The sequence below is a fragment of the Aquibium pacificum genome (genome assembly GCF_040839445.1).
Classification (GTDB): domain Bacteria; phylum Pseudomonadota; class Alphaproteobacteria; order Rhizobiales; family Rhizobiaceae; genus Aquibium; species Aquibium pacificus.
On record NZ_JBDPGJ010000005.1, the window covers coordinates 1 to 12,534 of the forward strand.

Genomic DNA, 12,534 nt, shown 5'->3' on the forward strand with positions numbered 1-12,534 from the left:
GCTGCTGGAGCCCATCGGCAACATCCCGCCGGCCGAAGCCGAGGCACGATACTACGCCATGCTCGAAGAGCCGGCCATGGCGGCGTGACTCAAACAAAACGGCCTCCGGCAAACCCGGCGCGGTTCATGAAGCCCATTTCGCCAAGGCTGGACTGCAGGCACTCAAGCGGATTGCTCGGGTTACCCAAAATGGCACCCAGCGCCATTCGAGCACCATCGCCATGCGTTGCGATTGGGGCTATCTATCTGAAATCATTGAATTTTATTGGTAGCGGAGGAGGGATTCGAACCCCCGACACAAGGATTATGATTCCTCTGCTCTAACCGACTGAGCTACTCCGCCCCGCAAGCGGCACAAGCCGCTCGATGGCTCGCGCCAAGGCTGGGCGGATATAGTGGCGGCATCGCGAGGCTGTCAAGCGCATGTCGGAACTCCGTGGACATACGCTTCCACCCAAGGGCTTACGGCAGCAGACCGCTGGAGGCGGCCGCAGGGCAGTCGCTGGACCACCCTCGAAAGTCCGCGCGATGCGGTGGCCGTGCATGCAAGCGTGCAGGGGTTGAGTTCGGCCCTTCCGCCCGATATGTCAGGCCCAACTTTTTCGGACATGCAAGACATGGCGCCACGCATAGCAGTCCTCGGTTGTGGCTACTGGGGAAGCAATCACATCCGTACCTTGAAGAAGCTCGACGCGCTCCATGCCGTGTCGGACGCCAACCGCGCGCGCGCCGAGGGTTTTGCCGCCGAGGAGGACTGCCTGGCGATCCCGCCCGAGGAGATTTTCGGGCGCGACGACGTGGACGCGATCATCATGGCGTTGCCGCCGCAGTTTCATGCCGAGTTCGCCGTCAGGGCGGTCGAGGCGGGCAAGGACGTCCTGGTCGAGAAGCCGATCGCGCTGACCGTAGCCGACGCCGAGCGGGCGGTGGCGGCGGCGCGCGAACACAAGCGCATCTTCATGGTCGGTCACGTCCTGCGCTTCCATCCGGCCTTCGAGAAGCTCAAGGCGCTGATCGACAATGGCGAGCTCGGCGAGGTGAAGTACATCCACTCGCACCGGCTGGGGCTCGGCAAGTTCCACACCGAGAACGACGCCCTGTGGGACCTCGCCCCGCACGACCTGTCCATGATCCTTGCGATCACCGGTCAGCCGCCGGTGGAGGTGCGCGGCGAGGGCGCCGCCATTCTCGACAATCTTTCCGATTTCGCGCATCTCCACATGCGCTTTGCGAGCGGCGTCCGCAGCCACCTGTTCACGTCGCGGCTCAATCCGTACCGGGAGCGGCGGCTGACCGTGGTGGGAACCAAGGCGATGGCCGTCTTCGACGACGTGGAATCATGGGACCGGAAACTCGCCGTCTATCGCCATGCCGTGTGGCAGGACAGCGGCCAGTGGGCGTTCACGGCCAACGAGCCCGCCTATGTGGAGATCGTGAACGATGCGATGCCGCTGACCCGCGAACTGCAGCATTTCATCGACTGCATCGAGACCCGCCGGGAGCCGCGCACCAGTGGCGAGGAAGCCATCACCGTCCTGCGCATCCTGACGGCCGGCAGCGTCATCCACGACTGACCCGGCGCCTCTCTCCGGCCGCGCAACAGCGGAGGCGGTACCGGTGTCCGGTCCCGCTCAGACCGCCGGCGCCTCGGCGATGCGCGCCAGCATGGCCTCGGCCTTGCCGCTGCGACGGGTCCGTTCGATGAAACCGCCGCCCAGCACGCGTGCCTCGTTGCCGTCGTCGGAATAGAAGACGCAGGCCTGCCCCGGCGCGACGCCCGTCTCGCCTTCCGTCAACTCCACCTCGATGCCGGCGTCGCCGCCCGCATGCAGCAGCGCGGGCCTCGGCGGCCGTGTGGAGCGCACCTTTGCGAACACCTCCATCGCGCTGCCGGCCAGCGCAGCAAGGGGCCGGTCGCCGAGCCAGTTTACGTCGCGCAGCGACACGCGCCGCGTCTCCAGGGCCTCGCGCGGGCCGACGACGACGCGGGCTGCGTCGGCGTCGAGATGGACGACGTAGAGGGCTTCACCGGTCGCCACGCCGATGCCGCGCCGCTGGCCGATCGTGAAGTGCAGGATGCCGTCGTGCCTGCCGAGCACGCGGCCGTCGATGTGAACGATCTCGCCGGCTACCGATGCGTTCGGCCGCAGCTTGGCGATGACGTCGCTGTAGCGTCCCTGCGGAACGAAGCAGATGTCCTGGCTGTCCTGCTTGGCCGCCACCGACAGCCCGAGTTCGGCCGCCAGCGCGCGCACCTGCGGCTTGGCCATGCCGCCGAGCGGAAAGCGCAGGTAATCGAGCTGCTCCTGCGTGGTCGCGAAGAGGAAGTAGCTCTGGTCACGATCTGCGTCGACCGGGCGGAAAAGGGCCCGATGGGCACCGTTGGTACTGGAGCGGATGTAGTGGCCGGTGGCGAGCGCCTCCGCGCCGAGTTCGCGCGCGGTGCCCAGCAGGTCGGCGAACTTGACGGTCTGGTTGCAGGCCACGCACGGGATCGGCGTTTCGCCGGAGACGTAGCTCGCGGCGAAGGGATCGATCACCGCCTCGCGGAAGCGCTGCTCGTAGTTGAGCACGTAGTGCGGAATGCCGAGCGTCTCGGCCACGCGGCGCGCATCCTCGATGTCGCGGCCCGCGCAGCAGGAGCCCGCGCGGTGGACGGCGGCGCCGTGGTCGTAGAGCTGCAGCGTCACCCCCACGACATCGTAGCCTTCCTTCTTCAGAAGACCCGCAACGACGGACGAATCCACTCCGCCCGACATCGCGACCACGATGCGGGTGTCTTCGGGACGGCCGGGAAGGTCCAGGCTGTTCATCGGTCGTTCGCTCTGTCCGTGCGCTCGAGGCTATGCTTTCTCGAGCTCGCGACCCCTACATAAGGCAGGCCGGACCAGGATGCCAGTTCCGGTTCTCGCCCGCGCCTTTGCGCCGCGCCGGAGCGTTTTGAATCGCATTTTAAGAAGTCCCGATTCGTTACGATCCCATTACCGCCTGCTTAGCTATTTTTTAAAGCTGAACCGCTAGGCTGCGGAGGATTGGTACTGAGTGTATTGTGTAGAGAGTGCAATGACCGATCTGGTTAGACCTCGCGTCAAATACGTCATAGGGCCAGACGGCAGCCCACTCACGATTGCGGATCTTCCTCCGTCGAACACGCGCCGTTGGGTCATCCGCCGCAAGGCGGAGGTGGTCGCTGCGGTGCGGGGAGGGCTCCTGAGCTTGGAGGAAGCCTGTCAGCGCTACAAGCTGACGGTCGAGGAATTCCTTTCCTGGCAGGCCTCCATCGACGAATATGGTCTTGCCGGCCTGCGCACGACGCGCATCCAGCAGTATCGGCACTAAAGCGCGTCGCGATCTTTCAGATTCGCTTCCTGCGCTTTAGCTGTCTGTTTTTCCGCATGTCTTTGTCCCGAAACCGGTTCCCACTTTCGGGAGACATGCTTTAGCCGGACAGTTCCTCGGCACCGGAGCGGCGCTTGAGAAGCGCCGTCGCGGTCGCGGTCAGAACCACCGAAAGCGCGAAGAACCAGAGCCCCGGCTTCGTGAAAGCCGTGGCCAACCCGCTTGTCTTGGCCGCGAAGATCACCAGAGCGACCAGCAGCACGTCGAGCATCGACCAGTTCGCGAGACCCTTTATCCATTCGGGAAGGCGGGCATGCGCCTCGGTGCCGCCATGCATGGCGATGTGCAGCAGCGCGAGCTTCAGCGACGGAAACACGATCGAAAACAGCGCGACCGCCGCGGCAAGCAGCCCGTCGCCCCCGGTCCAGAGCGCGACCACGATGCCGGTTAGCGAAGGTTCGTCGGTGAAAAGGTAGAGACGTTCGACCCGGATCAGCGGAAGCACGATGCCGAGCGCGAAGCACAGCGTCGCCGCAAAGAGGATCAGGGGGAGGGTGAGCCGCATGGGTAGGCGTCAGTCCGTTTCCGGTGTCGAGCCCGGCAATGATAACGGACGGCGTCTGAAAGGCCACCTGCGAGATTGGTTGGGGAAGTAATGCCGCGGGGGATTGCGGCCGACCCGGGAGTCCGTCGGCCGTCGTCTTGCGGCAGGCTCAGCCGACGATCGCGCGGCGCAGGTCGGTTTCGGCGTCGCGCACACGCGCGTCGCGATTCTCCAGGTGCTCGGCCTTTTCCAGTTCCGCCTCCGCTTCGCTCAGGCCCGCCTCGGCCGCGCCCTTCTGATGCAGCAGGTCGAGCCGCGAATTGTTGAGGTTGTCGCGGCGCTGGCGCGCCGCCTTCGCAAATGTCGGATAGGCGAAGTGATTGATGTCGCTGATGCCCGAACGCTTCTCCTCGATGGAGATCTGAGCGTCGAGTTCGGCCGCCATGCGGTCGAACTCCGCGATCATGAGGTCCAGTTGCGAAAGCTGACGGCGCTTCTCGTTGACCTGAAACTGCTTCAGCCTGACGAGGTTTCCACGTGACTTCATGAACAGCTAACTCCCGAATACGCTTAACTCACCGGACTCCCTAGTCCGAACGGACGCCTCCAGCGCGCTGTGGTTGTCGATGGCGAAGAAAGTCCTAAAGATTTTTACCGCCGGTAACCATTCGTTTACGCGCATTATTAATCATAGCGGTGAGGGCTTAAGGGGCGGTAAAAAACACCGCGCATCTTGCAGTCATTCCGGACTTCCGAGTCGGGTGAATCGGTTGCAAGGAATCCTTAAGCCATAACTTTAACGAGTCGCTTCGAAGATTCACGTTTGGATTCAATCAGGTGCGGAAATCAGCTCGACGACGGGATTGCGCTTGCCAGGCGGAATCAGATTTTGTTAACCATTTGGTGGCAGCCTCCGATTCAGGAATGACTGCTTCTGGGCCGGCTCACCGGCGCATCCGGTTCGGCGGCGGAAGAGGGGAATGAGATGCGAGTTCTGCTGATCGAAGACGACAGTGCCACGGCACAGAGCATCGAACTAATGCTCAAGTCTGAAAGCTTTAACGTCTATACGACGGACCTCGGGGAAGAGGGCGTCGATCTCGGCAAGCTGTACGACTACGACATCATCCTCCTGGACCTGAACCTCCCGGACATGTCGGGCTACGAGGTCCTCCGGACCCTGCGCCTGTCGAAGGTGAAGACGCCGATCCTGATCCTGTCCGGCATGGCCGGGATCGAGGACAAGGTGAGGGGCCTGGGCTTCGGGGCGGACGACTACATGACCAAGCCGTTCCATAAGGATGAGCTGGTGGCGCGCATCCATGCGATCGTGCGTCGCTCCAAGGGTCATGCGCAGTCGGTCATCACGACCGGAGACCTGATCGTCAACCTCGATGCCAAGACGGTCGAGGTGGGAGGCCAGCGCGTGCATCTCACGGGCAAGGAATATCAGATGCTCGAGTTGCTTTCCCTGCGCAAGGGCACGACGCTCACCAAGGAGATGTTCCTCAATCATCTCTATGGCGGCATGGACGAGCCGGAATTGAAGATCATCGACGTCTTCATCTGCAAGCTTCGCAAGAAACTCGATGCGGCCTCCGGCGGCCAGAACTTCATCGAGACGGTGTGGGGACGCGGCTACGTGCTGCGCGAGCCAGAGGACATGCGCGCCAGCGCATAGCCGAAGGCGGATCGGCGAAGATTTCTAGCCGACAAGGGTTTGGGTCGAAGGCCGCGCTTCGTGCGCGGCCGGGCCGTATGTTCGCAGGGCTACCGAACGGACGCTGTCGTTCTCGAAGCAGGCCGCTGGTTCAGGCGGCCGCCTGAAGGTCCCTGAACCTCTCGACGAGTTGCGCGCGGTTGAAGGGCTTGAGCAGATAGCCGCTCGCCCCCGCTCGCTTCGCCCGCATGATGGCCCCGATATCGAACTGAAGGATCGAGATCAGGATCCGCACGCGCGCCGCGCCGGGCAGGGCCCTGACGCTCTTGATGAATTCGGTGGCCATCATGTCCGGGAGCACGCCATCGACGATGATCACGTCCGGGAGTTCGGCCGCGCACATGTCGAGTGCGTCCCGGCCGTTGCCCGCCTCTACCACGACCATTTGCGGCCCGCCGAGAATGCGCTTGACCACCTTGCGGATGATGCTGGAATCATCGACGACCATGCAGCGTTTCATACCTTCGGTCCCTTCTGGCGCCATGAGACACGGCAGCCCTGGCTACCCCCGCCAATATCCTAGAGCGGAATAGTAAAGGAAAAGCGGATCAAGCCTGCTAAAGTTCGATCGAAGGGAGGTCGGCGAGGGCAGGCGGATGCCGGCTCGGCCCGCCCCTGTAAGGCCCCTATGCCGCCAGCAGCGTGATCTCGTCGGCGCTTGCGTGGATCGAGATCGTCATGCCGGCCTCGCGGGCGAGCAGCAACGTGTAGTAGGGCTGCACCGAATGCGCGTCGATCGGTTCTTCAGGACGCGATCCGGAATGCATCTCGAGGAATTTCGGTGGCACGCGGACCATCGGTCCGGTCGCGACGAGCGTGAACTTCGGCGACGTTTCCACATCCGACAGCGTCATGTGGAGCTTGCCGCCGCGCGGGATTGCGCCAGATCCGATGAGCAGCAGGTTCAGGAGCAGCTTCACCTTGTTCTTTGGCAGGAGCGCTCTGGGCCCCGACCATTCGAGCACCGGCTTCTCGTTGCGGAAATAGGCGGTGGCGACGTTTTCGGCATCTCCCGTGTCGATCTGCATCCCCGCCGAACCGGCGGCTCCGAACGCGATGCGGGCGAACTGCAGCCGTGCCGAGGCAGTGCGTGCGCTTGCCCGGATGAGGTTCATGGCGTCCTCGTCCGCGCCGCCTTCGTCGAGCAGTTCCAATCCGTTGTTGAGGGCGCCCACCGGCGAGATGATGTCATGGCACACGCGGCTGCACAAAAGCGCGGCCAGATCGGGTGCGGTAAGGGAGAAGAGTTCGGACATAGCCAGGGTCTCCGGCGCAGGCAAAAGGACTACGGGTCCACCCGAATCCCCTTGCGAATCAAAAAGCCGAGCGCCCTCGCCGTGGTTGCACACGGCGGCGACGCTCGCAAGAAATCGTGAACGGCGCGTGCGCGCCGACCGCCTTCCATGTGCCGCGCGGGGCGACATGCTTAAGATATGCAAAACGATTTGGGTTTACCATTCCTCACCGATCCAATGCAGCGGACCGCGGATTGCGCCGAGGCGCGCGCGGACCCGCGCCAGCAGGGAGAAGCATGGAATGGACATCTCGAAGCATTTGCGACGCGCAACGCAATTGGCCGCCGCCGCGATCGTCGCCGCCGGGGCGCTGCTCTCCGACCCGGCGCCCGTGGCCGCGAACACGGACGGCTTTTCGGCGCAGGAGATCGTCGATTCGGGACACAAGTTCTTCGGCGCCACGTCCGGAGGACTTGCCACCGTCGTGGAGACCCTCTTTTCGCAATATGGCGTCCCGAACGGCTACGTTCTCGGCGAGGAAGGATCCGGTGCGATCGTGGGTGGCCTCACCTACGGCGAGGGGACCCTCTACACCCGCAATGCCGGCGATCACGCGGTATTCTGGCAGGGACCCTCGATCGGCTGGGACATCGGCGGGCAGGGTTCCCGCACGATGATGCTCGTCTACAATCTCGGTTCGGTGGATTCCCTCTATCACCGATATGCAGGGGTCGCCGGATCGGCCTATGTCGTGGCAGGCTTCGGGTTCAACGTCCTTCGGTACGGGGACGTCCTGCTCGTGCCTGTGCGGACCGGCGTTGGCGCTCGGCTCGGCGTGAACATCGGATACCTGAAGCTGACCCAGCAGGCGACCTGGAACCCGTTCTGACCGCATTGCCAAACGCCGCTGGCGCTTAACCTTAAGGCGAAGTAAAAACGGTCCTGATCTGGATCGAAACAGCGCGCTCGTGCCAGAGTTGCGTTGTGCATTCATCCTTTTTCGCGGACCGTGGGCCTTGATCGAGTCTATTCTGTTCTTCTCGCTCGGCTTTCTCTGCGCCGGCTTCCTGGCGCTGATGGTCGCGCCTGCGCTTTGGCGGCGCGCGGTCGTCTTAACCCGCCGGCGCATCGAATCCACGGTTCCCCTGTCTCTCAACGAGATACAGGCGGACAAGGACCGGATGCGGGCAGAGTTCGCAATGTCCACCCGGCGGCTGGAGATGAGCATCAAGTCCTTCCGGGAGAAGGCAGCGGGCCAGATCGTCGAGATCAACCGCAACCAGGAACAGCTGAAGCGGCTGGCCGAGGAGAAGGCCGAGAAGAACGGCACCATCACTGAACTGGAATCGCAGGCCAGCGAACTGCGCGGCGAACTGCGGCTGCGCGAGGAACAGCTCCAGCAGATCCGCGACCGCATGGCGGCCGCGGACCGGCAGCTCGAGGAACGGGCCCTGGAAATCGAGAAGCTCGGCCGGATGTACGACGAGGCGAGCTTCGCCGCCAGCAGTCGCCAGATCGAGCTTGTTGCCCGCGAGGCCGAATTCGAACGCGTCTCGGGCGATGTCGGCATGTTGAGAACGCAGCGCAAGGAATCGGAGCGCCGCCTTCGCGAGATCGCGACCGAGAACAAGCAGGCGCAGGAAACCTTGCGCGCCGAGCGGAAGAAGACCGAGGAACTCGAAAAGAAGCTCGAGCGGATGGTCACGAGCCTGACCGACCGCGAGGACAAGCTCGACCGGCGCGAAAAGGAACTCGCGCGGCTGAGGGAGCAGACCAAGCAGGCCGCGAAGACGGAGGACGAGCTCTCCCGGCAATTGTCGGAAGCCGAGGCACAGCGGGTCAGGCTCGAAGCGGAACTGGCCGAGTTCACCTTGCAGATGTCGACGCTGCTGTCCTCGGCCACGGGGGGAGATGTGGAGAAGGCGATGGAGAGACTGAACACGGACCGCGAGCGGCTCGAGGAGCGGCTGGCGCTGCTGGTGCGGGAGAACAAGAAGCTCAAGACCGAGCTCTCGGCCTACGAGCGTTCGAAATCCGAGGAGTGGGATCAGCAGAAGCGCGAGAACGCCCTGCTGCGCGAGCAGATCAACGATCTGGCGGCCGAGGTCGTGCGGCTGACCGAAATGCTCGACGGGCCGGAATCGGCGATCTCAACCGCGCTGGCCAAGGCGCCGGCGATGACCGGCGGTGTGACCGGGCAGGAACGCCGGACCGCGAGCCTCGCCGATCGCGTCCGCGCGCTCAAGGAAGCCGCGGCGGCCGGCCGCTGACGATCCGTCGCTATCGGCGCCTCCACAGCTGGTGCAGCATGATGGCCGACGCGGCCGCGACGTTGAGGCTGTCGAACCCGGCCGACATGTCGATACGGACCGACCTTAGTGTCTCCAGGACGGTTTCGGGCAGGCCGTGCCCTTCGCTCCCCAGAAGGATCGCCGTTCGGCCCCGGCAATCCAGCGCGGTCGAAGCGATCCGTCCGCGCGGCGACAGCGCGAGGCACTCGAAGCCATGCCGCGCAAGGGCTGTCAGGATGCTCCCGGCGTCGCCCGACCGCACGAACGGCACCTTGAGTGCAGCCCCGACCGAGACGCGGATCGACTTGCGGTAGAGAGGGTCGCAGCTGGTCTCGTCGAGCAGGACGCCCTCAGCCTCGAACGCGGCCGCATTGCGGAAGACCGCTCCGACGTTGTCGTGGTTGGAAATCCCGATGAGGATCGGAAGGACCGCCCTCGCGGACAGGCCGCCGAGAAAGCGGTCGAGGTCCGGAGGCTCGCCGCGGCGGCCGATCGCCAGAACGCCGCGATGCACGTGGTAGCCGGCGACGGCATCCAGCACCGACTTTCCCGCCACGTAGATCGGCACATGCGGCGGCACGCGTTCGATGATGTCGGTCGTTCCGTCGAGGCGGCTCTCGAGGATCAGGACGGATTCCGCCTCGAATGCGGAACTCCCGAACAGCACGTTCAGCACGACCTTGCCTTCGGCGACGAAGCGTCCTTCCCGCCCGACGAGGTCCCGCTCGCGGATGTCCCTGTAAGCCGCCAGCCGCTCGTCGGCAGGATCGTCGATGCGGGTGAGGCGCGAAGCCTCGCTCACCGGATCTGGATGCATGTATGTCTCGCGCTCGATGTCACGCGGCGGATAGACGGCGAGGAGCGGAAAAGGTCAACAGCCGGCCGGTTCACGGCCCGCGTCGCGGCGCGATCAGGTCGAACGAGCGAGCGCGAGGGGGACTTTGGCCGGTTCGTCCACGAACATCAGGTCGAGCGTGGAGAAGAGGGTTCTGACGTTTTCGGAATTGCAGGAGTAGTAGATCGTCTGCTTGTCGCGGCGGGTGCGCACGAGCCCGAGGCTTCTCAGTCTAGCAAGGTGCTGGGACAGGGCGGACTGGCTGAGCCCTACCTTTCCTGCGATCGTGCCGACGGCGAGTTCTCCCGAAAGCAGCTCGCACATGATCTGGATACGCTTGCTGTTGGCAAACGCGGTGAGAAACGCTGCCGCGTCGTCGGCATGGAGACAAAGTGGTCCCTTGTGCAATTTCGCCTCCGTCCGTCCTTCAAACCCCGCAGGACCAGCAAGCGGAGAAGTTCCGCTTTCTGAGCTTACGCTAACGTAGCGTAATTCAGTTTGTCCTCGAACGAAAGTCGGCTGGAGCGAATTTGTGCCGGGTAAGAAGAAATTCAGCGGATTTCTCTCGCTGCCCGCGCTTCCGCCGCCATCGAAACGAGTGCCTTGCGCAAATCGGCGGCCGATTCGAGAGGTTGGGGGAAGAAGACGCGGCGCGAATCATCGCCGCAGGCGACGTCGATCCCGTCCGCGTCGATGCCCGTCATGATCCAGTCACCGTCACCCTTCGCCCTGGCGAAATGATCTGCATAGAGGGCGATGGCGTCGCGATGATCGGCGTTCATGTGGTTGAGCGCACCCTGCTCAGCGACGGCCAGTCCTTCGGTTGCGGGACTTCGCGTGAGCAGATCGGACGCTTCCAGCGCGTATGCCTTGCCGAATCCGCCATTCAGGCTCGCCCGCTCCGGCCGTAGCCGGAAGAAAGAGAAGTCGCCGAAATCGGCGTAGAGCGCCGCCTTCGGATGGCGATTGAGGTACCGGCGCCGCGCCCGCTTGCCGTCGTCTGACTCCCGGTCCAGGCGCTCGGCGAGGCAGGCGAGCGTCACGCGCGGATGGGCGAGGGGGTCGCCCTTGCCGGGTTCCCCGAGCAGAAGCGAGCAGCGCGGGTCGGCCATGAGGCCGCCGGTGTGCGTCGAGAGCGTCGAGACGAGGATCAGCGGCGACCCGTCGAGATCGGTCGCGGTCGCGACGCGACTCGCGAAGGGCGCACCGGTCCCGGGTTCCAGTACGGCGAGCGCGCCGTATCGGGAGGCGCGCAGCAGCGACTTGGCGAGACGGATCGCCTCCGCGTCGGTGGGACGGATCACGTCCTTCTTCTCGCCGGCCATTCTGGCATCTCCCTCGTCAGATCACGTGGATTGCGTCGTCCGCGTGCTTCAGGATAAGCGGACAACGTCTGTCCACTTATCCTCCGATCACCCCGCTTCGGGCAAGGGCTTCCGCGCGGTCCGTGGATATGCCGAAGGCGGCGAGCGCTGCCATGCCGTCGTTCTTCGTTGCGGGACCAGACGGCGCGGAGACTGTGCGGGAAAAACGCGGCGCGGGTGCGGCGCGTCTGAGTTTTCCCTGGGCGCGGAACGTGCCGCGGGCGACGTTGAGGGCGTGGTCGGGTGCCTCGGCCATCGACAGGACGGGGGCGACACAGGCGTCCGTTTCCGCGAAGATCGACCACCAGTCGTCGCGGGATCGCTGCGCGACCGTGCCGGCAATGGCCTCTCGCATCGCAGGCCAGAGCGAAACGTCGTATTGCGCCCTGGCAAGACGCTCCTCCAACGGCAGGAGACGCGCGAACTCGGCGAAGAACTGCGGCTCGAGACAGGCGACGGCAATGTGGCGGCCGTCGGAGGTTTCGTAGGTGTCGTAGAACGGCGCGCCCGAATCGAGCAGGTTCGAGCCGCGCTGGTCGTGCCACAGACCCGCTGCAAGCAGCGCGTAGGGGAGGGAGCCGAGCGTGGCGGCGCCATCCACCATCGCCGCGTCCACCACCTGGCCCCTTCCGGAGCGCGAGCGCTCGAACAGCGCCGCCAGAATGCCGGCGATCAGGAACATGGTTCCCCCGCCATAGTCCGCCACAAGATTGAGCGGTGGCACCGGCTTTCCGCCCTTCGGCCCGATGGCGTGCAGCATGCCCGTCAGTGCGAGATAGGTGAGATCGTGGCCGGCGCGCGCCGCGAGCGGCCCCTCCTGTCCGAACCCGGTCATCCTGCCATAGACCAGGCCGGGATTCGCCTCCAGGAGTTCATCCGGACCGAGGCCGAGCCGCTCCATCACGCCGGGCCGGAAACCCTCGATCAGGACGTCGGCTCCGGCGGCGAGTTCGCGCATCAGTGCCATGCCCTCCGGTGCCTTGAGGTCCACCTTGACGGTGCCGCGGCCCTGTCTGTCGAGATCGAGTTCGGGCGGCAGATTGAGGAAGGAAGCGGCGGCGCCGAGGCGGGCGACGCGAACCACGGTCGCCCCCATCTCCGACAGGATCAGCGCCGCCAACGGCACCGGACCGAGCCCGGCCATCTCGATGACCTTGAGGCCGCTAAGCGGCCCCTTCCGTTCCTCCTCCCCCACCGATTTCGCGC

14 protein-coding genes and 1 tRNA gene are annotated in these 12,534 nt (G+C 64.6%); 5 read left to right on the top strand and 10 right to left on the bottom strand.

Translation table 11 applies throughout. From position 1 onward, the window contains the following. Positions 1–266 precede the first annotated feature (266 nt). Positions 267–343, bottom strand: a tRNA-Met gene (locus ABGN05_RS20420). A 274-nt stretch (positions 344–617) separates the two neighbouring features. Here ABGN05_RS20420 and ABGN05_RS20425 point away from each other — a divergent pair. Further along, positions 618–1,574, top strand: a complete 957-nt coding sequence (locus ABGN05_RS20425; RefSeq protein ID WP_367955902.1) for a Gfo/Idh/MocA family protein — start codon at positions 618–620, stop codon at positions 1,572–1,574. 57 nt (positions 1,575–1,631) lie between these two features. On the opposite strand, the gene mnmA is transcribed toward ABGN05_RS20425, so the two are convergent. After that, complete coding sequence (gene mnmA / locus ABGN05_RS20430; protein ID WP_367955903.1) at positions 1,632–2,813, bottom strand: tRNA 2-thiouridine(34) synthase MnmA; 1,182 nt, start codon at positions 2,811–2,813, stop codon at positions 1,632–1,634. Between the two features lie 250 nt (positions 2,814–3,063). Here mnmA and sciP point away from each other — a divergent pair, with 250 nt between their 5' ends. Then, positions 3,064–3,339 (top strand): CtrA inhibitor SciP, encoded by a 276-nt coding sequence (sciP, locus tag ABGN05_RS20435; protein WP_024849925.1) that lies wholly within the window; start codon positions 3,064–3,066, stop codon positions 3,337–3,339. A gap of 100 nt (positions 3,340–3,439) precedes the next feature. Here the strand turns inward: sciP and ABGN05_RS20440 are convergent, their stop codons facing one another. Beyond that, on the bottom strand, positions 3,440–3,904 hold the full coding sequence (locus ABGN05_RS20440) for a paraquat-inducible protein A (protein ID WP_367955904.1): 465 nt from the start codon (positions 3,902–3,904) through the stop codon (positions 3,440–3,442). A gap of 148 nt (positions 3,905–4,052) precedes the next feature. Further along, entirely contained in the window at positions 4,053–4,430 is a 378-nt protein-coding gene (locus ABGN05_RS20445) for a flagellar export protein FliJ (RefSeq protein ID WP_367955905.1), read from the bottom strand. 438 nt (positions 4,431–4,868) lie between these two features. Here ABGN05_RS20445 and ctrA point away from each other — a divergent pair, with 438 nt between their 5' ends. Continuing rightward, positions 4,869–5,564 (top strand): response regulator transcription factor CtrA, encoded by a 696-nt coding sequence (gene ctrA, locus ABGN05_RS20450; protein ID WP_367955906.1) that lies wholly within the window; start codon positions 4,869–4,871, stop codon positions 5,562–5,564. A 130-nt stretch (positions 5,565–5,694) separates the two neighbouring features. Here ctrA and ABGN05_RS20455 read toward each other — a convergent pair whose 3' ends face one another. Further along, on the bottom strand, positions 5,695–6,063 hold the full coding sequence (locus tag ABGN05_RS20455; RefSeq protein WP_367955907.1) for a response regulator: 369 nt from the start codon (positions 6,061–6,063) through the stop codon (positions 5,695–5,697). Between the two features lie 166 nt (positions 6,064–6,229). Then, positions 6,230–6,859 carry a histidine phosphotransferase ChpT gene (gene chpT / locus ABGN05_RS20460; RefSeq protein ID WP_367955908.1) on the bottom strand — a complete coding sequence of 210 codons (630 nt, stop codon included), beginning with the start codon at positions 6,857–6,859 and terminating at the stop codon, positions 6,230–6,232. Between the two features lie 280 nt (positions 6,860–7,139). Between chpT and ABGN05_RS20465 the strand changes: the two genes are divergently transcribed. Then, complete coding sequence (locus tag ABGN05_RS20465) at positions 7,140–7,727, top strand: DUF1134 domain-containing protein (protein WP_367955909.1); 588 nt, start codon at positions 7,140–7,142, stop codon at positions 7,725–7,727. A gap of 127 nt (positions 7,728–7,854) precedes the next feature. Beyond that, a complete protein-coding gene (locus tag ABGN05_RS20470; protein WP_367955910.1) occupies positions 7,855–9,108 on the top strand; it encodes a coiled-coil domain-containing protein in 1,254 nt (417 codons plus the stop codon). Positions 9,109–9,118: 10 nt separating this feature from the next. Here the strand turns inward: ABGN05_RS20470 and ABGN05_RS20475 are convergent, their stop codons facing one another. The 4 genes from ABGN05_RS20475 to ABGN05_RS20490 all read right to left on the bottom strand — a co-directional run bounded on the left by ABGN05_RS20475 (position 9,119) and on the right by ABGN05_RS20490 (position 12,523). Continuing rightward, complete coding sequence (locus ABGN05_RS20475; RefSeq protein ID WP_367955911.1) at positions 9,119–9,946, bottom strand: TrmH family RNA methyltransferase; 828 nt, start codon at positions 9,944–9,946, stop codon at positions 9,119–9,121. A gap of 93 nt (positions 9,947–10,039) precedes the next feature. Next, positions 10,040–10,372 carry an ArsR/SmtB family transcription factor gene (locus ABGN05_RS20480; protein WP_367955912.1) on the bottom strand — a complete coding sequence of 111 codons (333 nt, stop codon included), beginning with the start codon at positions 10,370–10,372 and terminating at the stop codon, positions 10,040–10,042. A gap of 143 nt (positions 10,373–10,515) precedes the next feature. After that, positions 10,516–11,289: a HugZ family pyridoxamine 5'-phosphate oxidase gene (locus tag ABGN05_RS20485; protein ID WP_367955913.1), complete on the bottom strand. Its 774-nt coding sequence runs from the start codon at positions 11,287–11,289 to the stop codon at positions 10,516–10,518. Positions 11,290–11,365: 76 nt separating this feature from the next. After that, on the bottom strand, positions 11,366–12,523 hold the full coding sequence (locus ABGN05_RS20490; protein WP_367955914.1) for a CaiB/BaiF CoA transferase family protein: 1,158 nt from the start codon (positions 12,521–12,523) through the stop codon (positions 11,366–11,368). Between the last annotated feature and the right edge of the window lie 11 nt (positions 12,524–12,534).